26 protein-coding genes are annotated in these 26,405 nt (G+C 70.8%); 11 read left to right on the top strand and 15 right to left on the bottom strand.

What is annotated here, in order from left to right; all coding sequences use genetic code 11:
• Positions 1–171: 171 nt before the first annotated feature.
• The 4 genes from CPZ01_RS07135 (at position 172) to rpsJ (ending at position 3,581) form a co-directional block, all read left to right on the top strand.
• Positions 172–801 (top strand): amino acid-binding protein, encoded by a 630-nt coding sequence (locus CPZ01_RS07135; protein ID WP_096394092.1) that lies wholly within the window; start codon positions 172–174, stop codon positions 799–801.
• A complete protein-coding gene (locus CPZ01_RS07130) occupies positions 798–1,805 on the top strand; it encodes a homoserine dehydrogenase (RefSeq protein ID WP_096394091.1) in 1,008 nt (335 codons plus the stop codon). Before CPZ01_RS07135 ends, CPZ01_RS07130 begins: the two co-directional genes overlap by 4 nt.
• A gap of 198 nt (positions 1,806–2,003) precedes the next feature.
• Entirely contained in the window at positions 2,004–3,269 is a 1,266-nt protein-coding gene (tuf, locus tag CPZ01_RS07125) for a translation elongation factor EF-1 subunit alpha (RefSeq protein ID WP_096394090.1), read from the top strand.
• 3 nt (positions 3,270–3,272) lie between these two features.
• Entirely contained in the window at positions 3,273–3,581 is a 309-nt protein-coding gene (rpsJ, locus tag CPZ01_RS07120) for a 30S ribosomal protein S10 (RefSeq protein WP_004048854.1), read from the top strand.
• A gap of 91 nt (positions 3,582–3,672) precedes the next feature.
• Here the strand turns inward: rpsJ and CPZ01_RS07115 are convergent, their stop codons facing one another.
• Positions 3,673–4,233, bottom strand: a complete 561-nt coding sequence (locus tag CPZ01_RS07115; protein ID WP_096394089.1) for a rhomboid family intramembrane serine protease — start codon at positions 4,231–4,233, stop codon at positions 3,673–3,675.
• 68 nt (positions 4,234–4,301) lie between these two features.
• Positions 4,302–4,604 carry a hypothetical protein gene (locus CPZ01_RS07110; RefSeq protein WP_096394088.1) on the bottom strand — a complete coding sequence of 101 codons (303 nt, stop codon included), beginning with the start codon at positions 4,602–4,604 and terminating at the stop codon, positions 4,302–4,304.
• Positions 4,605–4,725: 121 nt separating this feature from the next.
• On the opposite strand from CPZ01_RS07110, the gene CPZ01_RS07105 reads away from it, so the two are divergent.
• The 4 genes from CPZ01_RS07105 to CPZ01_RS07090 are packed head-to-tail and all read left to right on the top strand — an operon-like array spanning position 4,726 to position 10,702.
• Positions 4,726–5,859: a lysylphosphatidylglycerol synthase transmembrane domain-containing protein gene (locus tag CPZ01_RS07105; protein WP_096394087.1), complete on the top strand. Its 1,134-nt coding sequence runs from the start codon at positions 4,726–4,728 to the stop codon at positions 5,857–5,859.
• 30 nt (positions 5,860–5,889) lie between these two features.
• Positions 5,890–7,071 (top strand): alpha-1 4-glucan-protein synthase, encoded by a 1,182-nt coding sequence (locus CPZ01_RS07100; RefSeq protein ID WP_096394086.1) that lies wholly within the window; start codon positions 5,890–5,892, stop codon positions 7,069–7,071.
• Positions 7,072–7,110: 39 nt separating this feature from the next.
• Positions 7,111–8,262 (top strand): extracellular solute-binding protein, encoded by a 1,152-nt coding sequence (locus CPZ01_RS07095; RefSeq protein ID WP_096394085.1) that lies wholly within the window; start codon positions 7,111–7,113, stop codon positions 8,260–8,262.
• Between the two features lie 46 nt (positions 8,263–8,308).
• On the top strand, positions 8,309–10,702 hold the full coding sequence (locus CPZ01_RS07090) for an ArnT family glycosyltransferase (RefSeq protein WP_096394084.1): 2,394 nt from the start codon (positions 8,309–8,311) through the stop codon (positions 10,700–10,702).
• A gap of 497 nt (positions 10,703–11,199) precedes the next feature.
• On the opposite strand, the gene CPZ01_RS07085 is transcribed toward CPZ01_RS07090, so the two are convergent.
• The 3 genes from CPZ01_RS07085 to CPZ01_RS07075 form a co-directional block, all read right to left on the bottom strand.
• Entirely contained in the window at positions 11,200–11,853 is a 654-nt protein-coding gene (locus tag CPZ01_RS07085) for a dolichyl-phosphate hexose transferase (protein ID WP_231899235.1), read from the bottom strand.
• A gap of 272 nt (positions 11,854–12,125) precedes the next feature.
• The gene (locus CPZ01_RS07080) at positions 12,126–13,784 is read right to left on the bottom strand and encodes a GMC family oxidoreductase (protein ID WP_096394082.1); all 1,659 of its coding nucleotides are present in this window, start codon (positions 13,782–13,784) and stop codon (positions 12,126–12,128) included.
• Positions 13,781–14,347, bottom strand: a complete 567-nt coding sequence (locus tag CPZ01_RS07075; protein ID WP_096394081.1) for a gluconate 2-dehydrogenase subunit 3 family protein — start codon at positions 14,345–14,347, stop codon at positions 13,781–13,783. The genes CPZ01_RS07080 and CPZ01_RS07075 overlap by 4 nt, the downstream gene beginning before the upstream one ends.
• A 117-nt stretch (positions 14,348–14,464) precedes the next feature.
• On the opposite strand from CPZ01_RS07075, the gene CPZ01_RS07070 reads away from it, so the two are divergent.
• Positions 14,465–16,075, top strand: a complete 1,611-nt coding sequence (locus tag CPZ01_RS07070) for an ABC transporter permease (protein WP_096394080.1) — start codon at positions 14,465–14,467, stop codon at positions 16,073–16,075.
• A 123-nt stretch (positions 16,076–16,198) separates the two neighbouring features.
• Here the strand turns inward: CPZ01_RS07070 and CPZ01_RS07065 are convergent, their stop codons facing one another.
• From CPZ01_RS07065 to CPZ01_RS07045, 6 genes are all read right to left on the bottom strand, one after another.
• Positions 16,199–17,257, bottom strand: a complete 1,059-nt coding sequence (locus CPZ01_RS07065; protein WP_096394079.1) for a sulfite exporter TauE/SafE family protein — start codon at positions 17,255–17,257, stop codon at positions 16,199–16,201.
• Positions 17,247–17,411 (bottom strand): DUF7512 family protein, encoded by a 165-nt coding sequence (locus tag CPZ01_RS15410; protein WP_172863939.1) that lies wholly within the window; start codon positions 17,409–17,411, stop codon positions 17,247–17,249. Before CPZ01_RS15410 ends, CPZ01_RS07065 begins: the two co-directional genes overlap by 11 nt.
• Positions 17,412–18,206: 795 nt before the next feature.
• Entirely contained in the window at positions 18,207–19,382 is a 1,176-nt protein-coding gene (locus tag CPZ01_RS07060; RefSeq protein ID WP_096394078.1) for an inorganic phosphate transporter, read from the bottom strand.
• 12 nt (positions 19,383–19,394) lie between these two features.
• A complete protein-coding gene (locus CPZ01_RS07055) occupies positions 19,395–19,856 on the bottom strand; it encodes a DUF6691 family protein (protein ID WP_096394077.1) in 462 nt (153 codons plus the stop codon).
• 58 nt (positions 19,857–19,914) lie between these two features.
• Complete coding sequence (locus CPZ01_RS07050; protein WP_096394076.1) at positions 19,915–20,472, bottom strand: YeeE/YedE family protein; 558 nt, start codon at positions 20,470–20,472, stop codon at positions 19,915–19,917.
• A gap of 8 nt (positions 20,473–20,480) precedes the next feature.
• The gene (locus CPZ01_RS07045; protein WP_096394075.1) at positions 20,481–21,674 is read right to left on the bottom strand and encodes an MBL fold metallo-hydrolase; all 1,194 of its coding nucleotides are present in this window, start codon (positions 21,672–21,674) and stop codon (positions 20,481–20,483) included.
• A gap of 247 nt (positions 21,675–21,921) precedes the next feature.
• On the opposite strand from CPZ01_RS07045, the gene CPZ01_RS07040 reads away from it, so the two are divergent.
• Together CPZ01_RS07040 and CPZ01_RS07035 are read left to right on the top strand one after the other, a co-directional pair.
• Positions 21,922–22,167, top strand: coding sequence for a sulfurtransferase TusA family protein (locus CPZ01_RS07040; RefSeq protein ID WP_092920632.1), 246 nt, complete (start codon positions 21,922–21,924; stop codon positions 22,165–22,167).
• A 2-nt stretch (positions 22,168–22,169) separates the two neighbouring features.
• A complete protein-coding gene (locus tag CPZ01_RS07035; protein ID WP_096394074.1) occupies positions 22,170–22,760 on the top strand; it encodes a DsrE/DsrF/DrsH-like family protein in 591 nt (196 codons plus the stop codon).
• 157 nt (positions 22,761–22,917) lie between these two features.
• Here the strand turns inward: CPZ01_RS07035 and CPZ01_RS07030 are convergent, their stop codons facing one another.
• The 4 genes from CPZ01_RS07030 to CPZ01_RS07015 form a co-directional block, all read right to left on the bottom strand.
• On the bottom strand, positions 22,918–23,538 hold the full coding sequence (locus tag CPZ01_RS07030; RefSeq protein WP_096394073.1) for a helical membrane plugin domain-containing protein: 621 nt from the start codon (positions 23,536–23,538) through the stop codon (positions 22,918–22,920).
• A 2-nt stretch (positions 23,539–23,540) separates the two neighbouring features.
• Positions 23,541–24,686 (bottom strand): NAD(P)/FAD-dependent oxidoreductase, encoded by a 1,146-nt coding sequence (locus tag CPZ01_RS07025; RefSeq protein WP_096394072.1) that lies wholly within the window; start codon positions 24,684–24,686, stop codon positions 23,541–23,543.
• A complete protein-coding gene (locus CPZ01_RS07020) occupies positions 24,683–24,919 on the bottom strand; it encodes a sulfurtransferase TusA family protein (protein WP_096394071.1) in 237 nt (78 codons plus the stop codon). Before CPZ01_RS07020 ends, CPZ01_RS07025 begins: the two co-directional genes overlap by 4 nt.
• A gap of 146 nt (positions 24,920–25,065) precedes the next feature.
• The gene (locus CPZ01_RS07015; protein ID WP_096394070.1) at positions 25,066–26,352 is read right to left on the bottom strand and encodes a M20 family metallopeptidase; all 1,287 of its coding nucleotides are present in this window, start codon (positions 26,350–26,352) and stop codon (positions 25,066–25,068) included.
• Positions 26,353–26,405: the final 53 nt, after the last annotated feature.

Here is a 26,405-nt window from a genome sequence, read left to right as displayed (position 1 = left end):
AGGCTTATACCCGATCGTCCGACTCCGTTCGGGTATGCAGACGGGTACGACTCCCCCCCGGCGCACCGCGACGGAGCCACCCAGCGACCGCTCCACCCCGGGGACAGGAACGTGCCTGCGAGCGCGCGCCCTCGCCCCGGCCGGTCGCGGCGAGGCGCCGGAGGTGGCGGCGTGAGCGACCGTCGCGACGGGACGCCGGAGGCCGCGCTCGACGCGGAAGACGCGGCCGATTCGACCGGCGCCGAGAGCGCGGACGCGGCCTCCCCGGACGGCGGCCACGCGGCCGCGACCCCCTCGACGCACACGGTCCGGCTGGAGCTCGTCGACGAGCCCGGCCAGCTGCTCGCCGCGCTCCACCCGATCGCGGACAACGGCGGCAACCTCCTGTCGATCTACCACGAGCGCGGGAACAAGACGCCCCGCGGGCGGATCCCGGTCGAGGTCGACTTCGAGGCGACCGCCGAGCGGTTCGAGGAGATCGTCGACGCGCTCCGCAGCGAGGGCGTGAACGTGATGCAGGCGGGCACGGAGCGGTACGCGGAGGAGGTGACGATCCTCCTGTTCGGCCACCTCATCGACACCGACCTCTCCGACACGCTCTCGCGGATCGAGGCCTGCGAGTCGGCGTCGGTCGCCGACGTGTCGCTCGCGGCCCCGCAGGGCACCGAGGAGGCGTCGAGCGCGCGGCTCCGCTTAGAGGCTCGCGCCGGCGAGACGGACGCGGCGCTGGCGGCGGTCCGCGAGCTCGCCGACGAGAAGGAGCTCCGCGTCGTCGAGCCGCTCACGGGGGTGGACGCGTGAGGCTCGCCGTGATCGGCGCGGGCGCCGTCGGGCGCTCCGTCGTCGAGCTGGCGGGCGAGTACGGCCACGAGGTCGTCGCGGTCGCGGACTCCTCGACGGCGGTCGTCGCGGACGGGGGCGGTGCGAGCGGGACCGGCGGTGCCGGCAGCACCGACGGCGTCGACCCCGACGCGGTCGTCGCGCGGAAGGCGGAGCGGGGAATCGTCGGCGACGCGGACCCGGCGGACGCGCTGGCGGCGGACTACGACGTCCTCGTGGAGGCGACGCCGACGACGCTGGGCGACGCCGAGCCCGGCTTCTCGCACGTGACTCGCGCGCTGGAACGCGACCGCCACGCGGTCCTCGCGAACAAGGGCCCGGTCGCGGAGCGATTCGGCGACCTGCGGGCCGCGGTCGACGACAGCGACGGCGAGATCCGGTTCGAGGCGACCGTCGGCGGCGCGATCCCCGCGGTGTCGACCGTCGAGGATATCGAGCCCGGCCACGTCACCGCGGTCCGGGGCGTGCTCAACGGGACGGCGAACTTCATCCTGACGCGGATGGCCGCGGAGGGGCTCGACTACGACCACGTGCTCGCGGAGGCGCAGGACCTCGGCGTCGCCGAGGCCGACCCCTCCTTCGACGTGGACGGGACCGACGCCGCGCTCAAGTGCGTCATCCTCGCGAACGTGCTCTCCTTCGGCGCGGCCGACGACCCCGGCGACGCCCGGGAGTTCGCGCTCGACGACGCCGACGTCTCGGGGATCCGCGACGTGCCCGGCTCCGCGCTCCGGCTCGCGGCCGAGGACGGGCGGACGGTGCGGCTGATCGGCGAGGCGACCGGCGAGACGGTCCGCGTTGCCCCGCGGCTCGTCCCCGAGAACGGGACGCTGGCAGTCTCCGGCACGCAGAACATTGTCCAGATCGAGACGACCCACGCCGGCCGGCTCAACATCTCCGGTCGCGGCGCGGGCGGCCCCGAGACCGCGAGCGCGGTCCTCGGAGACGTGGGACGGCTGGAGTAGCCCGGCTCGTTCGGCCGGAGTATGCGACTCCGCCCGCCGAGTCCGCCGCCGCGGACCGGGGGCGTGTGTCGCTCTGTCGTGTCCCGCGTTGTCGAGAATCGCCGGACGGCGGCGCGATACTCTGTGGCCCGTATCGAAACCGTTTTAGTGGAATCAACCGAAACTTACTCACAGAGCGCCTTAGCGCGTGATTACCCCATGAGTGACAAACCGCACCAGAACCTGGCCATTATCGGCCACGTCGACCACGGCAAGAGCACGCTCGTGGGTCGCCTCCTCTTCGAGACGGGGAGCGTCCCCGAGCACGTAATCGAGCAGCACCGCGAGGAAGCCGAAGAGAAGGGCAAGGGCGGCTTCGAGTTCGCCTACGTGATGGACAACCTCGCCGAGGAGCGCGAGCGCGGCGTCACGATCGACATCGCCCACCAGGAGTTCGACACCGACGAGTACTACTTCACCATCGTCGACTGTCCGGGCCACCGTGACTTCGTGAAGAACATGATCACGGGCGCCTCGCAGGCCGACAACGCGGTGCTCGTCGTCGCGGCAGACGACGGCGTCGCGCCTCAGACCCGCGAGCACGTGTTCCTGGCCCGCACGCTCGGGATCAACGAGCTCATCATCGGCGTCAACAAGATGGACCTGGTCGACTACCAGGAGTCCTCCTACAAGGAGGTCATCGGCGAGGTCGAGGACCTGCTCAACCAGGTCCGCTTCGCGACCGACGACACCACGTTCGTGCCGATCTCGGCGTTCGAGGGCGACAACGTCGCCGAGCCGTCCGAGAACACCGACTGGTACGACGGGCCGACCCTGCTGGAGTCGCTCAACAACCTGCCGGAGGCCGAGCCGCCGACGGACGCGCCGCTCCGCCTGCCGATTCAGGACGTCTACACCATCTCCGGCATCGGGACCGTCCCCGTGGGACGCGTCGAGACCGGAATCTTAAACACCGGCGACAACGTCTCCTTCCAGCCGTCCGACGTGGGCGGCGAGGTGAAGACGGTCGAGATGCACCACGAGGAGGTGCCCAAGGCCGAGCCCGGTGACAACGTCGGGTTCAACGTCCGCGGCATCGGCAAGGACGACATCCGCCGCGGCGACGTCTGCGGCCCCGCCGATGACCCGCCGAGCGTCGCCGAGACGTTCAAGGCGCAGGTCGTCGTCATGCAGCACCCGTCGGTCATCACGGCCGGCTACACCCCGGTCTTCCACGCCCACACGGCGCAGGTCGCCTGTACGATCGAGTCCATCGATCAGAAGATCGACCCGTCCTCGGGCGAGGTCGCCGAGGAGAACCCGGACTTCATCAAGTCCGGCGACGCCGCGGTCGTCACCGTGCGCCCCCAGAAGCCGCTCAGCATCGAGCCCTCCGGCGAGATTCCGGAGCTCGGCAGCTTCGCCATCCGCGACATGGGTCAGACCATCGCGGCCGGCAAGGTGCTCGAAGTCAACGAGCGATAACCGATGCAGCAGGCACGCGTCCGCCTCGCCGGCACGAGCCCCGAGGACCTCGACGACATCTGCGACGACGTCCGCGAGATCGCGGACTCGACGGGAGTCGCCCTGTCGGGCCCGATCCCGCTGCCGACGAAGACGCTCGAGATCCCGTCGCGCAAGTCCCCGGACGGTGAGGGGACGGCGACGTGGGAGCACTGGGAGATGCGCGTCCACAAGCGGCTTATCGACATCGACGCCGACGAGCGCGCGCTCCGCCAGCTGATGCGCGTCCAAGTGCCGAACGACGTCAGCATCGAGATCGTTCTCGAAGACTGAGCGCTAGGGCGTTTCTCTTTCCCCCTCTCGTTTTTTCGTCCCGTCCAGCGGCGGCGCCGCCGATCGCGTCTCGCCCGGGGTCCCGCCCCGCTCAGCTCGCGTCGAGCAGGCCCATCCGTCCGGCGACGAGCCCGCAGAACGCGCCCGTCGCGTGTGCGATCAGCGCGACGCCCGGCGCGGCCGTCGTCGCGGTGAGGACGACGGCGACGAGGCCGAACAGGAGCAGCTGGGCCCGCGAGGAGAGCCGCAGCCGGTCGAACAGCGTCGCGCTCACGACGTTGCCGGCGAGCAGATAGCCGCCGAGCGCGAAGACGGCGCCGCTGATTCCCAAGACGGCCGCCGGGGGACCGAGCAGGCTCCCGAGCGTCACCTGTGCGACGCCCGCCAGCGCGCCGGTGGCGACCACGAACGCGTGGAACCGCGGGCGGGTCGTCCGGCGCTCGACGAGGGGGCCGACGAGCAGCAGCGCGAGGGCGTTCGCCACGAGGTGGCCGACGGAGCCGTGCGCGTACACGCTCGTGACGAGGGTCCACGGCGCGACGGAGAGGGGGGTAGACAGCGCGAGGAGTCCGAAGAGGCCGACGAGGCTCAGGAGGGCCTGCGCGGCGCCGACGAGGAGGACGAGCGCGAGCGTTTCGAGGGTGGCGCGCATGGGGTGAGGGTTGGAACCGCGCGGTGAAAAGGGTGTGCGGGGGGTTCGTCTCCCGACCGGCTCGCGACTCAGATCACGTCGTCGGGGTCGTGCGCGTTCGCCATCCGGATCGCCTCGGCGGCGTACCGCTCGCGGTCGTCGGGGTCGTCGACGGTCCCGACGTTCGACGGCGCCGCGTCGACGGCGGCCGTGGTGTCGCGCACGTCGGAGAAGGAGGTGAGCGCGCGCTCCTTGCGGAAGTAGCGCTCGCCGTCCGGCGTCGCGTACGTGAGGATCACCATATTTTGCTCGTCGTCGGAGTAGGTGCGCTCGACGAGCCACATCCGCACGGCGTCGGTCGCGGAGCCGGGGACGGCCTCGTTCGCGTTCATGCGTGGTATTTCGATTTCCACGAACAAACGCGTTGCGTCGACCCGGAGCGGGATCGCGCCGCCGCCGCTCGCCTCCGCGAACCGCCAGCGTTTTATTCTTTAGGGCGACCTAAACGAATGGATGAACCCGCGCGTCGCCGCCGCTCGGCTCCGCGAGCGCCTCGTTCGACTTTGGGAGCGTCTGCCCCGGGGCTCGCTCGCGGTCGCGGGCACGCTCCTCGTCCTCGCGGTCGGCGGCGCGGTGTTGGCGCGGACCCTCGACGTCGGGACGGTCGTCGACGCGGCCGCGACCGCGGACCCGGCGCTGCTCGCCGCGGCGCTCGGCGCGTACCTGCTGTCGTGGCCCGTCCGCGGCCGGCGGTACGGAGATGTCCTCGCCCCGATGGGCCGCCGCTGCCGAACCGCGTTCCTCACGGCGGCGGTGTTCGCGAGCCAGACCGCGAATCTGATCGTCCCCGCCCGGGCCGGCGACGGCGTGCGCGCGTACCTGCTGAACGACCGGCGCGAGGTGTCGTACCCGACCGGCGTCGCGTCGCTGGCGGTCGAGCGCGCCTTCGACCTGGTCGCGCTCGGCGTCCTCGGCGGCGCCGCGCTCGCGGTCCTGCTCGTCGACGGGCGGGCCGCGGCGCCGGACGGGTCGGGGCGAGCGGTCGCGGCCGCCGGGGGGATCGCGGTCGCGGCCGCGCTCGGCTCGGCGGTCACCGTCGCGGTCGCCCGGAGCGACCGCCGGTTCGGTCCGACGCTCCGCGAGCGCGCCGACGGCTCCCGGCTCGCTTCGGTCGCCGACGCCGCGGTCCGGTTCGGCGCCGCCGTGCGCGTCGTGGCGGCGGACGGGGCCGCGCTGGTCCGGGTGTTCCTCGCCAGCGCCGTCGTCTGGGGACTGGACGTGGCCACCGCGGTCCTCGTGCTCGCGGCGCTCGTCGGCGGCTTCGGCGGCGGCGCCGCCCCCGTCACGCTGCTCGTCGTCGGTACCCTCGCGGTCTCGGCCGGGAACCTCGCGAAGGTACTGCCGCTCTCGCAGGGCGGGATCGGGCTGTACGAGGCCGCCTTCACCGGGATCGTCGTCGCCACGACGCCGATCGCTCCCGAGGTCGCGCTCGCCGCGGCGGTGCTCGACCACGCGCTGAAGAACGGCGTCACCCTCGTCGGCGGCGCGGTCGCGGCGGCCGCGTTCGACCTCTCGCTGACGGGCCGTCCGGACGAGTCCGCGCCGGAGACGGAATCGACCGCGGCGCCGACGGCGACGGACCGCTAGATTTTTAGGTCGGCCTAAAAACTATCGCACATGCCGACCACCGCCCAGCGTCCCGACGACTCGGACATCTGCGTGATCGTCCCGACGATACGGGAGTACGAGTGTCTCCGCGTGTACGTCGCGAACGCCCGCGAACACGGGTTCGACGTCTCGCGGCTCCACTTCCTCTTAGTCACCGAGGACTTCTGCGAGACCGACGAGATGCGCGCCATGCTCGACGACCTCGACGTCTCCGGCGAGGTGTTCGACGGCACCCGCCGCGAGGAGTGGTACGAGGCCAACGGCGTCGCGGAGTACGACCACGTCGTCCCGGCCGCGAGCCACGCCGAGACGAGCTTCGGCCTGCTGTACATGTGGGCCGACGACTCCTTCGAGTACGGCGTGTTCATCGACGACGACACGCTCCCGCACGACGACGTCGACTACTTCGGGCGCCACATGGAGAACCTCGCGTTCGACGGCGAGATCGAGCGCGTGCGCTCCGACGAGGACTGGGTGAACGTCCTCTACGACGACGCCGACGAGCACGGGCTCTACCCCCGCGGCTACCCGTACTCGGCGATGGACGAGACGGTCGAGACGGACGCGGTCGACGTCGAGGGCGGCGAGGTCGTCGCCTCGCAGGGGCTGTGGACGAACGTCCCCGACCTCGACGCGGTGCGGATCCTGATGGACGGTGACCTGGAGGGGCAGGCGCAGACCCGCACGACCGCCGACGACTTCGGCGAGGACTTCGTCGCCGCGCGCGGCAACTACCTCACCGTCTGCTCGATGAACCTCGCGTTCCGCCGCGAGGTGATCCCGGCGTTCTACCAGCTCCCGATGGACGACAACGAGTGGGACGTGGGCCGGTTCGACGACATCTGGTCGGGCCTCTTCTTAAAACGCGCCTGCGACGTGCTCGGCAAGCGGATCTACAACGGCGACCCGCTGTGCGAACACAACAAGGCCCCGCGGTCGACGTTCGACGACCTCGCGAACGAGGTCGCCGGGCTGGAGCTGAACGAGCACGTCTGGGAGGTCATCGACGGCGCGGGCGCGGACGCCGACTCGTACGAGGCGGTCTTCGACGAGATGGCCGACGCGCTCGCGGAGGGCGACTTCTCCGAGTGGAACAACGGCGCGTTCCTCAACCACTGCGGCGAGTACATGCGCGACTGGCTCGACTGCCTCGACGGGATCCGGCGGACGCCGGCGCCCGCGGACGACTGAATCGACACGACTAAAAGTATTTAGGTAAGCCTAAAACACATGACGAACCACGAATCCGACGGACACGACGGACGCGACGTTCGACGACGAAAGTTCATCGCGGCCGCCGGCGCGGTCGGCGTGGCGGGGATCGCCGGCTGTAACGGGACCGGCGACGAGGGCGACGGCGGCGACGGGAGCGACGGCGGGTCCGCGGTCGGCCAGATCGGGTCCGGCCGCGCGGGCCGCGGGCTCCCGGGCGGCACGCCGATGGCCGAGATGCCGGCGCTGGAGGGCGAGCTCACCGTCTACTCCGGCCGCGGCGAGTTCCTCGTCGGCGAGCTCGTCGGCTACATCGACGACCTGTACGACGACCTCGACCTCACCGTCCGGTACGGCGGCTCGACCGACCTCGTGAACCAGATCATCAACGAGGGCGAGGGGTCGCCCGCGGACGTGTTCTACTCTGTCAACTCCGGCGCGCTCGGCGCGCTCGCGGACCAGGGGCGCACGCAGGAGCTCCCGTCCGAGGTGACCGACAAGGTGCGCGAGGAGTTCCGGACCGAGCAGTGGATCGGCACCTCCGGGCGCGCCCGGACGGTCCCGTACAACACCGACGAGTACTCGGAAAGCGAGATGCTCGACGACATCATGGCGTACCCCGAGGAGTTCGAGGGCGACCTGGGCTGGGCGCCGTCGTACGGCTCCGCGCAGGCGTTCATCACCGCGATGCGCATCCTCGAGGGCGAGGAGGCCACCCGCGACTGGCTCGAGGCGATGGTCGAGCGCGGCGCCTCGACGTACCCCGACGAGTTCGTCACCTGTCAGGCGATCGCCGACGGCGAGATCGACGCCGCGTTCACGAACCACTACTACATCCAGCGCGTGATCGACGGGAACCCGGAGGCGCCGATCGCCACCTCGTTCACCGAGGGCGACGCGGGCGCGGTGTTCAACGTCGCCGGCGCCGCGGTCGTCGACACCGCCGACGACGACGACCTCGCGGCCAACTTCGTCCGGCACCTGCTGTCGGCCGAGGCGCAGGACTACTTCGCGCGCTCCACCTTCGAGTACCCGCTGATCCCGGAGGTCGAGCCGATCGGCAACCTCCCGCCGATCGACGAGCTCGACGTCCCGGACCTCGACCTGACGCAGCTGTCGAACCTCGAACCGACGATCGACCTCATGCGCGACGCCGGCGTCCAGATCTGAGGTCGCCTCACCCACACCACGCCCATATCACCCCCGCTCACCGTTCGTGTCACTCCTTCCACCGTCCGTGCGGCCCCACCGACTCGCCGTCCGACTCCGCCAGCGGCTCGCCCGCGCCGACCGCGTGACGCTCGCGGCCGCGCTGGTCGCCGTCGCGGCCGGCGCCCTGACGTTCGCGATCGCCGCCACCGTCTTCTCGCACCACTCCGCGAACCACGACGAGGGCGTCTACCTCACGCAGGCCGCGCTCCTCTTAGGCGGCCAGTTGGAGTTCCACGCCGGCCCGCTCGCCGACGCCGTCCACCCGTGGTTCTTCATCGAGGACGACGGCCGGCTCTACCCGAAGTACAACCCCGTTCCCGCGGCGACGTTCGCGGTCTCGATGTGGCTGTTCGACGAGCCGCGCGTCACGCTCGCGGCGATCGCCGCGGGCAACGCCGCCCTGGTGTACCTGCTCGGCTCGCAGACGTTCGGCCGGCGGGCGGGGCTCGCCGCGAGCCTCCTGTTCGCGGCGTCGCCGATGGCGATCGCGACGTCGTCGGCGTTCCTCCCGTACGCGCCCACGACGTTCTTCAACCTGGTCTTCGCGGTCGCGTACCTCCGCGGGGTCCGCGACCGGTCGCTCGCGGCCGCCGGCGTCGCGGGCGTCGCGATCGGGATCGCGTTCTTCTCGCGGCCGTACACCGCGGTGCTGTTCGCCGCGCCGTTCATCGCCCACGCGCTGTGGCGGGTGGGGGCGGCGGTCCGCCGCTTTGGCGCCGAGACGGGGCGGTCGACGCCGCGCGCGTTCGCGGCCCTCGGCCGCCGCGCGGTCGCGGTCGGTCGGTCCGGCGAGCTCCCCGGCCCGATCCGTCGCCAGGGGTTGACGGCGCTGTTCGGCGTCCTGTTCGTCGGCGTCACGTTCGCGTACAACGCCCGGATGACGGGGTCGCCGCTCGTGTTCCCGTACCAGGAGTTCGCGCCGATGGACGGCCCGGGCTTCGGCGAGCGGCGCATCCTCGGCCACTCGGTCGACTACACGCTCGAACTGGCGCTTGAGTCGAACGGGTACGCGCTCGCCGAGATCGCGACCCGGTGGTTCGTCGCCGGCCCGCTCGGCACCGCGCTGGCGGTCGGGGGCGTCGCGGCCGCGCTCTGGGGGTGGCTCGCGGGCGGCGACCCCCGCGGCCTCCTCGGCGGAGCGTCCGCCGGCGCCGCGCGGGTCGCCGACGGCGGCGACGTCGATGACTCGCCGGGAGCGCCCGCCCCGTCCGACTCCCCCGCGTTCCGCCGGACCGCGGCCGCGCTGCTCGCCGGCGTCGCGGGCTCCGTCGTCGTCGGGAACCTGTACTTCTGGGGGACCCACAACGCGCTCGCGGACCTCTCGGACCCGACCGACGGGCTCGCGTCGCTGTTCGGCCCGTTCTACCACTTCGACCTGCTCGTCCCGCTGGCGGTGTTCGGTGGACTCGGCGTCGCCGTCGGGTGGCGGGGGCTCGTCGCGGCCCGCGAGCGGCTCGCGGCCCGGGGCGTCTCGCCCGCGGTCACCCGCGTCGCGCTCGCCGTCGTCGTCGCCAGCGCGGTCGCCGTGGCGGGCGTCGCGGCCGTCGACGCCGCCTCCGAGCCGATCGACCGGAACGCCGCGGTCGGCGAGAAGCTCGAGGCCGCGTACGCGCCGATCGACGAGACGACGTTCGAGGACGGGCTCGTGTTCCTCCCCACGCCGTACGGCGAGTGGCAGAACCACCCGTTCCAGTACCTCCGGAACGGGCCGGGGCTCGACGGCGACGTCGTGTACGCGCTCGAACGCGACCCGGTGGAGAACTTCGCCGTGTTGGACGCCTACCCCGACCGCACGCTGTACCGCTACGGCTACCACGGCGTCTGGGGCGTGAGCCCGGACGCGCGCGTCGTTCCCAAGCTTGAGGCGCTGGACCGGCGGTCGGGGGCCCGCATCGACGCGGAGACGACCGTCGGCGTCCCCGACCGCGTCGCCCGCGCGCAGGTCCGCGTCGACCCGCGTCGGGGCGCCCCGGGCGGCCCGGACCACGTCTCCTACACCGTGAGCGACCTCGGCGAGTCGCTCGCGGTCGACTGGGCGCTGACGCCCGAGGGCGCCCGGCTGTCGGGCGCGGGCGCGGCGGCCGCGGGCGACGGCGCTGCCGGAAACGCGACCGAGCCGGTCCCGTTCGACCCCGACGGCGACGTGATCGCCGTGACCGTGACGCTCGTCGACCCCGCGGGCGCGACGTACACCTACCGGCAGGAGGTCACGGTGCGGGTGACGGAGGGTGACGAGGCGGGAGCCGACGGCGAGCGCGTCGAAGTCGTCTGGCCGCCCGAGCGCTCGACCTGTCGGCTCGTGACGGAGTGCGGCAACGAGGGGACGTACCTCCCCGACGAGCCCCAGACCCACCCCGAGTGGGTCGTCTTCGAGACGGACGCCGAAGCGAGCGACTAATACATCGATTTCTTATAAATAGTTGTCAGCAGATCGGCGGCGAACACCTCCAAAGCCCCAGCCGCTCGCTTATAAATAGTTGTCAGCAGATCGGCGGCGGCCACCTCCAAAGCCCCAGCCGCGAGGCCGCAGTACGCTCGCTGCGCTCCTCGGTCGCGCTGCTCCCTGCGGTGCTTACATCGCCTACTGCGGCCTCGCGACTGCCCCTTTGAGTCCCACCCCGCACAGCCCCGCACGGCACCTCACGCCTCCTCAGCCTCGCGATTCGCTCGGGCTCCCTCCGGTCGCCCCTCACTCACCGCGTCCCTCGCGCGTGCTGGCTCGCGGCCGCCGAGGGCGGCCGCTCGCAGGCGCGCGCCGACCGCATCCGCGCGTTCATTTATAAGTAGTCGGCGCCGCCGCTCACGAGTGTAGAAACGTCGCCGGCGGCGGTCCACTGTGCCCACAGTGTACCTCCGGACCGCCGTCCGACGACGGCGTCGAGGGACGAGGTGCCCTCAGAACCGTCGGAGCTGCTCTTCGAGACAGACGGTGACGATCGACTTCGCGATGGCCGCGCCGCCGCCGATCGGGTCGAGCTTCGTCTCGCCGAGGCGCTCGGCGTAGCGGATCGGCCGCTCGCGCACGTCGTAGCCCCGCATCAGCGGGCGGATGAGCAGTTCGGCGGAGAGGCCGGTGTTCTCCGTCCAGCCGATCTCCTCGACCACGTCGCGGCGGTACGCGCGCATCCCCGTGGTGGTGTCGTGGACGCGCTCGCCCATCAGCAGGCTCGCGAGCGCCGCGAACGCGTGGTTGCCGAAGCGGTTGAACGCCGGCATCGCATCCGCGCCGTGGTAGAGCCGGTCGCCGCTCACCACGTCGGCGCCGTCGTTGATCTCCGCGAGGAACTCCGGCAGCGCCTCCATCGGGTAGGTGTCGTCGCAGTCGGTCGTGACGACCACCGGGCGGTCGGGCGTCAAGATCGCCTCGCGCACGGCGACGCCGTACCCCTGCGGCTCCTGCTCGACGACGGTCGCACCGTGCTCGCGGGCGATCTCCGGCGTTCGGTCGGAGGAGCCGTCGACGCAGACGACCTCCGCCTTCCCGTTCGTGACCTCTTCGATGTCCTCCAGCACCGTCGCGATGGCCTCCTCCTCGTTGTACGTCCCCATCACGACGCTGAGGTCGTCGAAGGTGTACGCCTCTCCGCCGTCGGCGGTCGCGTCCGTGTCGTCCGAGGAGTCCGCCTCGTTCGTCGCGTCGGTATCGTCCAAGGAGTCCGCCTCGTTCGTCGCGTCGGTATCGTCCGTTGCGGCCGCCTCGCTGCCGTTCCCGACCGCGGCCGCGGACCCGTTCGTCGCGTGCGCTGAGTCGCTCATTACCCGCATCTCTGCCCGTACCCACTTGAATTTTTAGGTTTGCCTAAAATAGTGAAAGGCCGCCGTCAGGTCCCCTCCGAGAGGCGGGCGTCCACGTCGTCGGCGACGCGGAGCGCGAGCGCGGCGATGGTGAGCGTCGGGTTCATCGCGCCGCTCGTGGGGAAGACGGAGCTGGAGGCGATCCAGCAGTTGTCGAGGTCGTGGGTCCGACAGTCGGCGTCGACGACGCCCGAATCGGGGTCGTCGCTCATGCGCGTCGTCCCCATATGGTGGTAGGCGGGCCCCGTCGCGTCCGGGCCGGCGACCCACTCGACGTCGGCGCCGAGCTCCTCTAAGATCTCGACCTGGATCTCGTTCGCCCGCTCGATCGTGTCGAGTGCGCGGTCGCCGACGGTCCACTCCATCTGCGGCACGGGGTTGCCGCGGTCGTCGGTGCGGTCGTCGGCGAGGGTGATCCGGCTGTCGGCCCGCGGCGCCTGCTCGACGAGCCCGCCCATCGCAATGTGGTTCCCGTACCCGTCGCGGAGCCGCTCTAGGAGCGGGTCGCCCCAGTCGTCGCCCGTGAGCGCCATCTCCACCGGCGAGGGGCCGGCGTAGTTGAAGAACTCCAGCTTGAACGGCGCCTGCTCGGCGTCGGCCTCGTCGTAGAACTGGTCGCAGGCGCTGGTGTAGAAGCCGACGTGGTTCTGTCTCGTCTCCTCGTCGAGCGTGCCGCCCGCGCCCGCGAACAGGTGGTCCATGAAGAACTCGCCGACGTGGCCGCTCCCGTTCGCGAGCCCGTCGGGGTAGCGGTCGGAGGCGGACAAAAGGAGGAGCCGCGGCGTCTCCACGCCCCCGGCGGCGACGACGAACGCGTCCGCCTCCTGTCGGTGGCGCTCCCCGTCCGGCGTCGCGTAGACGGCGGCCGTCACCCGGTCGTCGCCGTCGTGTTCCAGCCGCTCGACCGGCGCGCGGTCGACCACGGTCGCGCCCTTCTCCTCCGCGCGCTCGACGTGGACCGTCGCGTCGTACTTCGCGCCGCTCGGGCAGACCGGCTGGCAGGTGCCGTAGCCGACGCAGGGCGACCGGTCGTCGTACGGCTCGGAGTTGCGCGCGTTCGGCACCGAGTGCATGTCGATCCCCAGCTCCTCGCAGGCCTCGGCGAACAGCGAGTCGCTGTAGGAGGGCTCGAACGCCGGCATCGGGTGCGGCTCCTCGCGCGGCGGCGCGTAGGGGTTGTCGGAGGCGCCCGCGACGCCCAGCTCCTTCTCCGCCTCGGCGTAGTACGGCCGGAGGTCGGCGTAGTCGATGGGCCAGTCCGGGCCGACGCCGCGCTCCGTGCCGGAGTTGAAGTCGTCCTCGTGGAGCCGCATCACCATCCCCTGCCAGTGGAGCGTCGACCCGCCGACCCCCTTCACGCGGGCGTGGTTGAGCGGGTAGAACCAGTCGCCGGCGTTCTCGTGGGCGTCGCGCGCGCCGCCGACGCCCCACACGTCCGGCCGGCCGTAGAACGGCCGAATCGCCCGCTCCTGTCTGGCGAGGCGGTCGGCGGGGTCGAACCGCGGCCCGGCGTCGAGGACCACCACGTCGCGGTCGCCCGCGAGCCGGTCGGCGACGAGCGCGCCCGCGGGACCGGCGCCCACAACGCAGACGTCGGCGTCGGGGACCGGAGTGCGGTCGACCTCCTCGCCGGCGCCTCCCTCAGCCCCCGACCGCCCGTCGCCGACGCTCTCGGCGCCGCTCATCGCGGCCCCTCCTGGTAGCTCTCCGCGCCGCCGGCATACCCCTGCGGGTTCTCGATGCCGACGAGCTCGCCGCCCGTCGGCGACGAGTACAGCGCGAGCAGCAGCTCGTTGACGACGAAGAAGCGGACGCGCTCCGCGGCCGTCCCTCCGGGGTCCTCCTCGGCCGTGTCCGCGCCGAGCTCGCGGAGCAGGTCGTCGCGCTCGGCCGCCGAGAGTTCGGCGACTGGCGCGTCGTACCACGACCGGGCCGCCGACTCGACCTCGGCGACGGCGGCGCGGACGCCCTCGGCGTGCGCCGACCCGTCGAGGCGCCCGTCGAGGAAGCGGTCGACGAACGCGTCGATCCCGGAGACCTCCTCCGGGTAGAGGACCCGCGCGGCCGCGGTCATCGCCTCACGGACCGCCTCGTCGTCCGGGGCGCCCTCGCCGTCCCACGCCGCGTCGGCCTCGCCGTCTCCCGGTCGGCCCCGATCGTCGGTCGCCCGACGGACGCCGAGCGCGACCCCGCCGGTCGCGCCGATCGCGGCCAGCGCGGCCGCCGCGTCGCGTCGCGTCAGTTCCATGGAACTTTTTAGGCAGCCCTAAATTCATATATCCGTCGGAGTGCGCTCGCCGGGCGATCGGAACCCCTAACGCGGGGCGGCCCCTCGCTCGGACAGAGCGACTCCCTCCTCCGTACAATGACCCTGCGAACCCGGATCCGCGACCGGCTGACCGACGGCGACGACAAGCTCCCGATCGGGCTCACGCTGCTGTGCGCGGCGATCGCCGGCACGCTCGTGTTCCCCCTGACGTGGCTCGTGATCAGGGCGGCGGCCGTCGACCGGCAGCGGGCGATGGACCTCGTGTTCAGCGCCGGCACCGCCGAGGTGCTCGTCAACAGCCTCGTGCTGATGGCGGGCGTCACCGCCGCCTCGATCCTCATCGGCGTGCCGCTCGCGTACCTCACCGCCCGGACCGACCTCCCGTTCCCCCGCTTCTGGTCCGTCGCGGCCGCGCTCCCGCTCGTCGTGCCGAGCTACGTCGGCGCCTTCTCGTTCGTCTCCGCGTTCGGCCCGCAGGGGGCGTTCCACAACGTCCTCGCGCCGCTGGGTGTCGAGCGGGTGCCCAACATCTACGGCCTCTCCGGAACGATTTTCGTGATCACGCTGTACACCTACCCCTACGTCTACCTCACCACCCGGGCCGCGCTGCTGTCGTTCGACACGACGATGCTGGAGGCCGCCCGGACGCTCAACCACGGCCGGCTCGCGGCGTTCCGCCGGGTGACGCTCCCGACGATCCGGCCCGCGATCGCCGCCGGGGCGCTGCTCTCGGCGCTGTACGCCGTCTCCGACTTCGGGACGCCCTCGATCATGCAGCTCCCGGTGTTCACCCGACAGATCTACGTGGAGTACAACTCCTTCGGCAGCGACTACGCCGCGCTGCTTTCCCTCCAGCTGCTCGTCGTGGTCATCCTCGTGCTCGCCCTGGAGTGGGCCGTCCGCTCGGACCGGAACACGAGCGGCGACGACGCGGGGCGGACGGACGACCGGGTGTCGCTCGGCCGCCTGCGCTGGCCCGCGACGCTGCTGCCGGCCGCGGTGTCCGGCACCGCGCTGCTCGTCCCCCTGTGGATCCTCGGGCTGTGGCTGCTCCGGGCCGAATCCGGGCGCCGCCCCTCGCTGGCGTTCGAGCCGATCATGGTGCTCAACTCCGTGTCGGTCTCCGCGGCGGCGGCCGTCGCCGCCGCGCTCGCCGCGATCCCGGTCGCGTACTTCGCCGCGAACCACGACTCGCCGTTCGCGGTGATCTTCGAGCGGGCGACGTACGTCGGCTTCGCGGTGCCCGGCATCGTGTTGGCGCTCGCGTTGGTGTACTTCGGCTCCGGCTACGCGCCGTGGCTCTACCAGACGCTCCCGCTCCTCGTGTTCGCGTACGTCGTCCGCTTCCTCCCCCAGGCGGTCGGGTCGACGCGGACCTCCATCCTCCAGATCGACCGGCGGCTCGTCGAGGCCGCGCGCACCCTCGGTGAGTCGTCGACCGGCGCGTTCAGGCGCGTCACGTTCCCGCTCACGCGCTCCGGCATCGTCGCCGGCGCCGCGCTCGTGTTCCTCACGACGATGAAGGAACTGCCCGTCACGCTCGTGCTCCGCCCGACCGGGTTCGACACGATCGTCACGCAGATCTGGCGCGCGCAGCAGAACGCGTTCTACCAGTACGCGGTCGTCCCCACGCTCATTCTGCTCCTCATCTCCGGGCTCTCGATGGTCGTCCTCCTCACGCAGGAGGGCGGCGAAGAGGGACTGTGAGGGGCGAGAGCGGCTCGGCGCGTCGACCGCGTCGGCGCACGGCGGACCGATCGCTTCCGCTCGGCAGCTGTTCTGAATCAAGTGTACAAGATCGGAGCTGCGGATCCGACGGCGAAACGCGGATCAGTCGGCGGTCGACGTCTGCTGTTGCCGCGTCACGCGGAGCGAAGTGACCGTCGTGTAGAGGACCGCGGCCGCGACGACGACCGCCGCGCCGATGACGAGTACCAGTCCGAGCAGCTCAAGCGTCGAGTTGCCGAGGTAGGACCCTATTTCGCCGATACCCACGGCGATGGAGCCGACCAGCAGCATCCCGCCGAAGTACACCTTGATCTCGTCGGAATCGACGACCGCGGTCGCGGCGGAGCCGATGCGCGCGCCCAGCGCGCTCCCGAACAGCAGCGGGGCGACGATACCGAGGTTCACGCCGCCGCCCTGCCCGTAGAGGTAGCTCCCGAGCCCGCCGGAGAAGACGATCTCGAAGAGGTCCGTGCCGACCGCGACGGGCACCGGGACGCCGATCGCGTAGATCATCGCTGGCATCCGGATGAAGCCGCCGCCGACGCCGAGGAAGCCGGACAGGACGCCGGTCGCGAAGGCGACGGCCGTGATCACCCACGCGGAGACGCGGACGTCGCCGCGGAGCGTCACCATCGGCGGAATGCGAACGGTCCGCTGGATTTTCTTGGCGATCTCGGGGATCTCGTACTCGTCGAGGTCCCTGTCGGTCGCCTCGTGGTCGATTCCGCCCCCGCCGTCGCCCTTGAGGGCGTCGCGGGTGACCATCGCCCCGACGCCGCCGAGCAGGACGACGTAGGCGACGCTGATGACGCCGCCGGCGAGCCCCATCGATTCGAGGTAGTAGACGCTGGCGCGCCCGGCCTCGATTCCGATCGTCGTCCCCGTGATCATGATCGCGCCGAGCTTGTAGTCCACCTGCCCGAGGTCGTGGTGTTTCAGCGTCGCGATCACGGCCGTCCCGAAGACGAACGCCATCCCGCTGCCGACCGCGACGGGGGCGGAGTAGTCTAGCATGAGCAGGGCGGGGGTGACGAGGAACGACCCGCCCATGCCGAAGAACCCGAACAGGACGCCGACGACGAGGCCGAATCCGACGAACAGGGCGAGCATCTCGGGGCTCGTCCCCAGGAAGCCGGGCCCGCTGAGAAGGCTACCGAGCACTCGCGTCACCTCCCACGACGAGTTCCATCAGATAGGGACCGACGAGCCGTTCGAGGCCGCCGTACCCCACGTACAACACGAACGCTTCCAGGAGGATCGCGCCGATAAGCAGGGCCGTCTCCGGGTCCCACGTGGGAATCTCTAATCCTGCCATCGACTCTCCCTCCGACTTCCGAACGCGGAATTTCGCTTCTGGCACATTTCTGCTCACTCTCCCCTACCCGCTTCGTACCTATAACGGTTTTGGGCTTACTGTACAATACTATATTCGGGTAACCTCGGCCGGAGTACCGATAACTTACGGAGAGGTTTTGCCTGCGAGGAGCCTCGCGGACCGTCGGTGGGCGTTGCCCTCGTCGGACTCTGGAAGCTCCTGTCGATCGTTTATAAATGACTGGCTGTGGATCGGTGGAAAGCGCCTCTAACTTCCGAGTCGTTCGCTTATAAACAACTGACCGTGGATCGGCGGCGAACACCTCCAAAGCCCCAGCCGTGAGGCGGGCACACGCTCGCTGTCGTTCGAGACGCCTCCGGCGTCTCGTGATGACGAAACGGCTCCGCCGTTTCGAACCACGCTCCTCGTCACTCGCTTCGCTCGTTCCTACGGTGCTTGCGTCGTCATCAGAACGCTTCGCGTTCTGATTGGCTCACGAGAGCTGCGCTCTCGTGAACGCCTGCGCCCGCCTCACGGCAGCGTGGCGCTACGCGCCACGGGAAACCGGCGGCGGAGCCGCCGGTGACTGCCCCTTTGAGTCCCGCCCCGCACCGCCCCGCACAGCACCTCACGCCTCCCCAGCCTCGTCGGGCGCGTCTTCGGGCTCCCTTCGGTCGCCCTCGTCGCGCCCGACTCCCTCGCGCGTGCGACTCGCGCCGCGTTGCGGCGCTCGTCGGCACGCGCCACCGCGTCAGATTGAACACTTATAAAGAACTGACGCCGCGGCGCGTCCGTTTATAAAAAGAGCGCCGCCGCGGCGTACGCGAGCGCGAACGAGAGGGCGAACGAGCCCGCCCACGCCCCAACCGTCACGAGGATCTTCCGCGCGTCCACCGCGTCGCGGCCCCCGACGGCCGCGCCGCTCCCGATGATCGCGCTGACGACGATCTCGTTGAACGAGACGGGAACGCCGAGCAGCACCGCCAGCTGCGCGATGAGGAACGACGGGACGAGCGCCGAGATGGAGCGGCGCGGCCCGAGCGAGGAGTAGTCCTGCGCGAGCGACTTGATCATCCGCGGCGCGCCGGTCCACGAGCCGACCAGCATCCCGAACCCGCCGCCGACGAGCGCGGCGGTCGTCGAGATCATCCCCACCTCGTCGAGCAGCGGGAGCAGCGGTCCGACCGCCAGCCCGACCTGACTCCCGCCCGCGGAGAACGCGACGAGCGAGCCGAGCGCGAGCAGGACGCGCCGCAGTCCGTCCTCCTCGTCGCGGCTCACGTCCCACCGGACGACGGCCGCGACGGCCAGCGCCGCCAGGCCCGTGATCGCGACCGCCGACGCGAGCCCGTCGACCCCCAGCGCGTGCTGGGCGACGCCGCGGAGCGTGCCCGATTCGGGCCCGTCACCCAGGAAGCTGAATCGGACGTTCGCGAGGACGCTCCCGACGAGCCCGGCGAGGGCCGGGACGCTGTACCGCTCGGGAACGCCGGGCCGCGGGAGGACGGAGGCGATACCGAACGCGATGCCGCCGCCGACGAACGGCGTGAGGACCCAGACGGCGCCGATCTGTTGGTACTTCGACCAGACCGGCGTCCCGCCGAGCGCGAGGCCGACGCCGATGACGGCGCCGGTCACGGTGAACGCGGTCGCGATCGGGATCCCGGTGGTGATGCCGACCGCCATCAGTCCCGCGCCGAGGACGAGCACGAGGATGACGCCGGTGACGGGCAGACTGATGCCGCCGACGAGGCCGCTACCGACGGCTTCGGAGACGTTTCCGCCCTGCGTGACGGCGCCGGCGAAGCCGAAGACGCCGACCAGAAGGGCCGCGCGCATCGTGCCGATCGCGTTCGCGCCGACGGCGGGGGCGAACGGCGTCGCGCCGCTCGACCCGGCGCCGATCACCCACGCCATGAAGAGGCTGGCGAGCGCCGCGCCGACGAAGAGGGCGACGAGAGCGGGGTCCATAGTGCCGGTCGGTCAGTCCGCGCCCGCCGCGGCGGCGTCGCGGGCCCCGGTCCGGCTCCGCCAGTAGCCCTGCGCGTACGCCCCGACGAACATCCCGCCGAGCGCCCAGAGGATCGTGACGTTGCCGACCCCGAGGCTGGCGTACGCGGCGCCCGGGCAGATCCCGGAGAGCCCCCAGCCGACGCCGAAGACGGCGCCGCCGACGAGGACGTTCCGGTCGAACGGTTTCAGCCGGCGCTCGTAGGGGTCGCCCGTGAGGGGCGCGGCGTCCCGGACCCGGGGCAGCAGCGCGAACGCGATCCCGGAGACGATCGCGGCCCCGAACATCACGAACGGGAGCCCGAGATCGTCGAACAGGAGGAAGTTCACCACGACCTCCGGCCGCGCCATGTGGCTGAACCCGAGGCCGAACCCGAAGGTGATACCGCCGACGAACACCAGCGGCTTGAACAGGGGATGGCGGTCCGCGCTCACGTGTCGCTCCCTCCGGTCGCTCCCGTTCGCGCAGTTCGAGACGCTCGCGTCTCGCGCATTACGGACTCACCCCCAGCGCGGCGACGACCTGCGCGGTCCCGATCGCCACGGTCAGGAACGTCGCGACGCCGACCAGCGACGTCTTCGACGCCGAGCCGACGCCGCAGACGCCGTGGCCGGACGTACACCCCTTCCCGACGCGGGTCCCGACACCGACTAAGATCCCGCCGAGGAACAGCCGCCACGGCTGGATCTCCGTCGTCCACAGCGTCACGCCGGCGACCTCGTACAGCTGGCCGGTCGTTCCGGGCTCGTACAGCGGGCTCGTGACCAGTCCGGACTGGAACGTCGCCGCGAACGCCAGCCCGCCCAGGACGATGCCGGCCGTGAACACGACCCGCCAGTCTCGCGAGCCGACGTACCGCTGGAACCGCGACTGGTCGGAGACGTACGACAGCGTCGACTCCAGGAACGTGCTCGCCCCGGCGGGGATCCCCGTCCCGACGTAGATCAGGACGGTCCCGAGGCCGACGAGCAGTCCGCCGACGGCGTACCGGCTGATCCCGTTGGGGAACAGCTCGGCGACAGCCTGCAGCAGTACTGGGTCAGCGACCATGTGCGTCGTCAGTCACCCGCGAGCGAGTCCTGGCTGGCGGCGCAGTTGTTCGGCCCGAGCTCTAAGGTGAACGCCTCCTCGTCGTCGACGGCGTTCTGCCCGAGGTTCGTCGCGATGATGTCCTCGTAGTTGGCCGGCCGCGGCGGCATGTCCGAGAGGATCAGGTCGACGAACTCCCCTTCGTCCATCGTGAGCGCGTCCATCTCCGCGACGAGCTCGCCGATGGGCGCCGTGTAGGTGCCGTCGTCGGCCGGGACCGCGGCGTCGCTGAAGTGCGCGCCGCCGATCAGGGTGTCGTCGGGCAGCGAGAGGACGCGCTCCTGTAGCGACTCGTACAGGGTGCGCGCCGCGTCGGGGGCGCCCTCGTCGCCCTCTTCGAGATCGGGGCGAGCGACGCTCTCGACGAACAGCCCGTCGCCGGTCGCGAGCAGGCTCTCGTCGACGAGGTAGGAGGTCATCCCGGTCGTGTGGCCGGGGGTGTAGACGGCCTCGATCGTCGCGTCGCCGACTTCGAAGGTGTCGCCGTCTTCAGCCGTGGTCAGCTCGTCGGCGTACGTGACGCCGCGGTCGACGGCGGCCGCCGGGATGACGCCCTCCACGCCCTCGGCGTCGAGGTCGCGCACGCCCGAGATGTGGTCGGCGTGGACGTGCGTGTCGATGGCGTACGTCAGGTCGACGCCGAGGTCGTCGGCGTCGTCGAGGTAGCGGTCGGTGAACGCCCGCAGCGGGTCGATGATCGCGGCCTCGCCGCCGTCGTAGAGGAGGTAGCCGAGGCAGCCCGAGGAGGGGCGCTGGTACTGGAGCAGCGTGCCGGCGCCGTCGTAGCGCTCGACCTCGACGGCCTCGTAGATGCTCGCCCAGCCGTTCATCCCGTCTTCGAGGTGGTCGACGTCGTAGCCGCGCTCCGCGAGCGCGCCCGCGACGTACTCGCTGGCGCCGCCCTTCGCGCACAGCACGGTCACCTCGCGGTCGTCGGGGATCCGATCGAGGACGTCGTCGTCGATCTCGTCGTCGAGGAACTCGAAGTACGGGACGTTGATCGACGTGACGTTCTCGCCGTCGATGCGCCACTCCTCGTAGTCAGACCCCATACGCGCGTCGAGGATCGTCACGTCCTCGCCGGCGTCGATTCGATGTTTGAGCGAGTCCGGGTCGACGGAGTCGACGTCGACGTCCGGAGTCGGAAAGTCGTCGGCATTCATATTTCGCAGTCGGTTCTACCGGGTCGACGCACAAAAGCATTTTCATAGTATTTCCTTTTTTGAACAATACTACTGCCGGACGTGGGCGTCAGATATTCCTCTAAAGTATCTAATACGGGTTATGGGGTGCCTGAATACGTTTCGCGTTATATGGTAGTTGGCGCTGTTCACAAGAACCAACAATCTTTTACCTTGCTGGAGGGTATTGTGCGATAGCTCCAATACACACGACCGGAGCAGATACACAATGAGTTCCGAATTCGACATCGCGGAGACGCTCGACGTGAAAGGCGCATCGTGCCCCATGCCAGTGGTGAAGACGAAGTCCGCCATCGACGGTCTCGCCGCGGGCGAGGTCCTCGAAGTGCTGGCGACCGACCCCGGCAGCATGAGCGACATCGACGGCTGGGCCGACGGCACCGCGGGCGTCGAGCTCGTCGACCAGACGGAGGGCGACGACGTGTACAAACACTACGTCCGCAAGACCGAGTAACGATGGGCACGGACACACCCGACGCGTCGGCCGACGACTCCTCCGAGGCGACCGACGGCGACGTCCCCTCCCGCGCGGAGCTGGCCGCGCGCGTCGACGAGCTCGAGGACGCGCTCGCCGAGGCCACCGACGGCGGCAAGAAGATGAGCATCATCGCCACGAAGGGGACGCTCGACATGGCGTACCCGCCGCTCATCCTCGCCAGCACCGCGGCCGCGTTCGGCTACGAGGTGACCGTCTTCCACACGTTCTGGGGGCTCGACATCCTCCACGAGGAGCGCTCGAAGAACCTCAAGCTCAGCTCCGTCGGCAACCCCAACATGCCCGTTCCCAACGCCGTCGCCGCGCTCCCCGGCATGGACCGCGTCACGACGCGGATGATGGAAAAGCGGATCGCGGACAACGACACCGCCACGGTCGAGGAGCTCCTCGAGACGAGCCTCGACATGGGCGTGGAGTTCCAGGCCTGTCAGATGACTATCGACCTGATGGACTACGACGAGGACGACTTCTACGACGGCGTCACCACGGGCGTCGGCGCCGCCACCGCGCTTCAGGACATGGCCGAGGCGGACATCCAGCTGCTGGTCTGACCGCCGAAAAACGAACCGCTGTTCCGATCCCCGAACTCCCGTTCTCCCGCTACGACTCCCCAGCGGTGCGCTCGCGATCGGCTCACTCGCGATCGGCTCACTCGCGATCGGCTCACTCGCGATCGGCTCACTCGCGATCGGCTCACTCGCGATCGGCTCACTCGCGACCGGATCGCTCGCGGCCGATCGCGCCCGCCACCGCCAGCAGGTAGCCCAGCCCGTACTGGACCTCCGGGTCGCGCACGCCGCGGAGCAGCCCGACGGCGCCGACCCGCTCGGGCGACTCGCTTTCCGCCTCGCCGACGCCCTTCAGCAGCGTCTCGACGCCGTCGCGGGCGTCGTCGTCGGCCGCGGTCTGCGCCACTTCGCCGAGCGCGGCGCCGGTGCCGGCCAGCGACCTCACCATCTCGTCGTCAAGGGCCGCGGTCGCCAGCGACCCGACCTCGGCGATCTCGGCCAGCTCGTCGAGCGTCCCGCTCCGCTGGAGTTCGAGCAGCGTGTCGAGCGCCGCCCGCAGCTCGTCGCCGTTCTCGCCGACCGCCTCGGCCAGCGCGACGGTCTCGTCGGTCGCCAGCCCGTCGGCGGACTCCGCGAGCGTCGACCCCGTTGCCGAGAGCTCGCGGACCATCTCGTCGTCGAGCGCGCTCTCGCCTAAGGAGAGCACGTCCAGCAGCTCGTTGACCGCGTCGAGCCGCTCCACGAACGCGGCGACGGCCTCGGGATTTTCTTGGATCGCCGTCTCGAGATCGGCCGATTCGGAGGGTTCCGTCTCGGACATGGTCAGAGCAGCCCCCGCGCGGTGAGCCAGTAGGACTCGTTGTACGCCAGCTTCGACCAGTGGAGCTTCTCCGAGGGCGGCGCGGGCGACGGCGGGGTCTCGTAGTCGAACTCGACGAACGAGGCCGAATCCATCCCGGTCTCGACGAAGCACAGCGTCTTGCCGTCGTACGTCGCCGTCGCCGGGCGACCGCGGACCTCGCTGGCGAGGCGCCGGCCGACGACGCCGGCCTGGTAGTGCGCCACGCTGCCCGCGTTCGGGACGCCGGTGTCGGCGGTGTCGCCGAGCGCGTAGACGTCCTCCGCGGCCTCGGCCTCCAGCGTGTGCTTGTCGACGTCGACCCAGCCGTCGTCGCCGAGCCCGGCCGCCTCGATCAGGTCGACGCCGCCGTGGGGCGGGATCGTCACGAGGAGGTCGTAGTCGAGCTCGGTCCCCTCCATCGACGTGACCGTCTCCGCGTCGGAGTCGACCGACTCGGCGTTGAAGAACGTCTCCACCTCGATGTCCCGTTCCTCCATGATGGGGCGGGCCCACTCGGCGATGTGGGGATTGCCGTGGACGCGCTGGATCGGGTACGTGTAGGTGATGTCGACGTCCTCGCGCAGGCCGCGCTCGCGGAACCAGTCGTCGGCCATGAAGACGAACTCCAGCGGCGCCGCCGGACACATGTGGGGGGTGCCGACGACGCTCAACACGAGCTCGCCCTCGGTGAATTCCAGCAACTCGTCGCGGAGGGCGGTCGCGCCCGACTCGCTGTAGTAGTCGTGGCCGCCCTCCGCGAGGCCGGGAACCCGGTCGGGCTCCAGCGTCGATCCGGTCGCCAAGACGAGGTGATCGTACTCCATCGACGGCTCGCCGCCGTCGAACCGGAGCCGCCGGGCGTCGGTGTCGATCTCGGTCACCCGATCGATCCGGAGGTCGACCGCCTCGTCGACGAGTTCGTCGAGCGCGCGGCGACCGTCCGCCGGTTCGCGCTGTCCGAACGGCACGTACAGCCAGACCGGCTTGTAGACGTGGTCGGGGTCGTCGTTGATCAGAGTGACCTCGACGTCGCCGGCGTCGAGCTCGGGTTCGAGCCGATCGGCGAGGTCGTTGGCGAGGACGGTGCCGCCGGTCCCGCCCCCGACGATGACGACGCGCTCGGTCATGCTTTCTCCACGTAAAACGCGTTGTGGTCGTCGAGCTCCTCGACGGCGAGCAGCTCGTTACCGGCCTCCTCGGCCCACTCGGGGACGTCGGTGAGCGATCCCTCGCTGTCGCTCAACAGTCGGACGACGTCTCCCGACTCCGCGCCCCGAATCGCGCCGATGAGGTCCATCAGGGGGCCGGGGCACGCCGCGCCCCTCGCGTCGACGGTCTCGTCGGGTTCGATGTCGGTCATGGCTGTCTCACACGCGGTAGTTGCCGGCGTGTGGTATTAATATTGTGAGTAAATTCCAATATTCTAAAAACACTCGGACAGGGGGGTCGCGATCGCGGTATCCCGACCGTCCCACCGACGTGTACCGGGCGGGTGCGGGGCGTCGACTATCGGTCCGTCTCGGTCCGCCACGCCGCCGGCAGCCGGGCGTAGACGACCGCGTTGTCGACGAGCGCGTCCACCGGGACGTACTCGTCGGGCGCGTGGAGCGTGTCGGTCCCGAGCGCGAACTCGACGGTCGAGATCCCGGCGTTCCGGAGCTTCTTGGCGTCGCCGCCGCCCGTGGCGCTCCGCCTGAAGACGCGGTCCCCCGTGACGGCCGCCGCCGTCGACGCGACGGCCTCGACGAGCGGACCGTCGGGGTCTTCGGCCGTGCCGACGCTCCACGAGACGTCGGCGACCGTGACCCCCTCGCAGTCGGCGACGCACTCGCGGATCCCCGCGAGCACGTCGGGCGTGTGGACGCCCGCCGTCAGCCGCACGTCGATCTCGGCGCGCGCGGCCCCCGGGACGGCGTTCACCGCGTCGCCGCCCTCGAAGACGCCGAGGTTGATCGACGGGTACCGGAAGAGGTCCCGCGCGGCCGCCTCGCCCATCGACGGGGCGTAGTACGCGACCGACTCCTCGACGATCGGCTCCATCTCGGCGCCGATCGCCAGCCGCTCGGTGCCGAATCGATCGCGCATCGTCTCGACGGCGTCGTACAGTCGGTCGACGGCGTTGACGCCGAGCGTCGGCCGGGAGCCGTGCGCCGCCTCGCCCGACGCCTCGAGCGTCAGCCAGATGCTTCCCCGGTCCGCGACCGTGACGGAGCGGCGGCCCTCCTCGCAGGTCGGCTCGCCGATCACGCAGGCGTCCGCGTCGAGCGCCCCCGCGTCGAGCAGCGCCGGGAGCCCGGCGTCGCCGCCCACCTCCTCGTCGCTCACGAAGGCGAACAGGAGGTCGACGGCCGGGTCGGTTTCGGTGGCCGCGAAGGCTCGGATCGCGAACAGCAACGACGCCACGGCGCCCTTCATGTCGGTCGCGCCCCGCCCGTAGACGCGGTCGTCGTCGCGCTCGCCGAGCGGATCGCGCGTCCACTCCGTCTCGTCGAACGGCACCGTGTCGAGGTGCCCGTTGTACAGCAGCGTGCGGTCGGCGTCGCCGGGGACCCGCACGAGTAGGTTCGGCTTCGCCGGGTCGACGGCGAACCGCTCGACCGCGACCGGGAGGGGGTCGAGGAACCGCTCGATCTCCGCGACGACCTCGCGCGTGTCGCCGGGGGGATTCGACGTGTCGACCGCGAGCAGATCGAGGGCCAGCGAGACCAGCGCCTCGCGGTTGGCCCGCACGTACTCGGCGGGCGCGTCGTCGCCGGTCGTCGCCGATCCGGCCGCACCCGTGTCTTCGGCCATGCGTCTCCCTTCGGTCCCCAGCGATTTATTTATTTTGTATGTTTCACACAATA

The organism is Halorubrum trapanicum (assembly GCF_002355655.1).
GTDB classification, from domain to species: domain Archaea; phylum Halobacteriota; class Halobacteria; order Halobacteriales; family Haloferacaceae; genus Halorubrum; species Halorubrum trapanicum_A.
Note: the sequence above shows the minus strand (reverse complement) of the source record. Positions and strands in the feature narration are given on the sequence as shown.

Coding starts and splice junctions, on each gene's coding strand:
- tuf (WP_096394090.1), top strand. CDS start 2,004: ATGAGTGACAAACCGCACCAGAACCTGGCCATTATCGGCCACGTCGAC.
- rpsJ (WP_004048854.1), top strand. CDS start 3,273: ATGCAGCAGGCACGCGTCCGCCTCGCCGGCACGAGCCCCGAGGACCTC.
- CPZ01_RS07115 (WP_096394089.1), bottom strand. CDS start 4,233: ATGCGCGCCACCCTCGAAACGCTCGCGCTCGTCCTCCTCGTCGGCGCC.
- CPZ01_RS07110 (WP_096394088.1), bottom strand. CDS start 4,604: ATGAACGCGAACGAGGCCGTCCCCGGCTCCGCGACCGACGCCGTGCGG.
- CPZ01_RS07105 (WP_096394087.1), top strand. CDS start 4,726: ATGAACCCGCGCGTCGCCGCCGCTCGGCTCCGCGAGCGCCTCGTTCGA.
- CPZ01_RS07100 (WP_096394086.1), top strand. CDS start 5,890: ATGCCGACCACCGCCCAGCGTCCCGACGACTCGGACATCTGCGTGATC.
- CPZ01_RS07095 (WP_096394085.1), top strand. CDS start 7,111: ATGACGAACCACGAATCCGACGGACACGACGGACGCGACGTTCGACGA.
- CPZ01_RS07085 (WP_231899235.1), bottom strand. CDS start 11,853: ATGGGGACGTACAACGAGGAGGAGGCCATCGCGACGGTGCTGGAGGAC.
- CPZ01_RS07080 (WP_096394082.1), bottom strand. CDS start 13,784: ATGAGCGGCGCCGAGAGCGTCGGCGACGGGCGGTCGGGGGCTGAGGGA.
- CPZ01_RS07075 (WP_096394081.1), bottom strand. CDS start 14,347: ATGGAACTGACGCGACGCGACGCGGCGGCCGCGCTGGCCGCGATCGGC.
- CPZ01_RS07070 (WP_096394080.1), top strand. CDS start 14,465: ATGACCCTGCGAACCCGGATCCGCGACCGGCTGACCGACGGCGACGAC.
- CPZ01_RS15410 (WP_172863939.1), bottom strand. CDS start 17,411: ATGGCAGGATTAGAGATTCCCACGTGGGACCCGGAGACGGCCCTGCTT.
- CPZ01_RS07060 (WP_096394078.1), bottom strand. CDS start 19,382: ATGGACCCCGCTCTCGTCGCCCTCTTCGTCGGCGCGGCGCTCGCCAGC.
- CPZ01_RS07050 (WP_096394076.1), bottom strand. CDS start 20,472: ATGGTCGCTGACCCAGTACTGCTGCAGGCTGTCGCCGAGCTGTTCCCC.
- CPZ01_RS07045 (WP_096394075.1), bottom strand. CDS start 21,674: ATGAATGCCGACGACTTTCCGACTCCGGACGTCGACGTCGACTCCGTC.
- CPZ01_RS07040 (WP_092920632.1), top strand. CDS start 21,922: ATGAGTTCCGAATTCGACATCGCGGAGACGCTCGACGTGAAAGGCGCA.
- CPZ01_RS07035 (WP_096394074.1), top strand. CDS start 22,170: ATGGGCACGGACACACCCGACGCGTCGGCCGACGACTCCTCCGAGGCG.
- CPZ01_RS07030 (WP_096394073.1), bottom strand. CDS start 23,538: ATGTCCGAGACGGAACCCTCCGAATCGGCCGATCTCGAGACGGCGATC.
- CPZ01_RS07025 (WP_096394072.1), bottom strand. CDS start 24,686: ATGACCGAGCGCGTCGTCATCGTCGGGGGCGGGACCGGCGGCACCGTC.
- CPZ01_RS07020 (WP_096394071.1), bottom strand. CDS start 24,919: ATGACCGACATCGAACCCGACGAGACCGTCGACGCGAGGGGCGCGGCG.
- CPZ01_RS07015 (WP_096394070.1), bottom strand. CDS start 26,352: ATGGCCGAAGACACGGGTGCGGCCGGATCGGCGACGACCGGCGACGAC.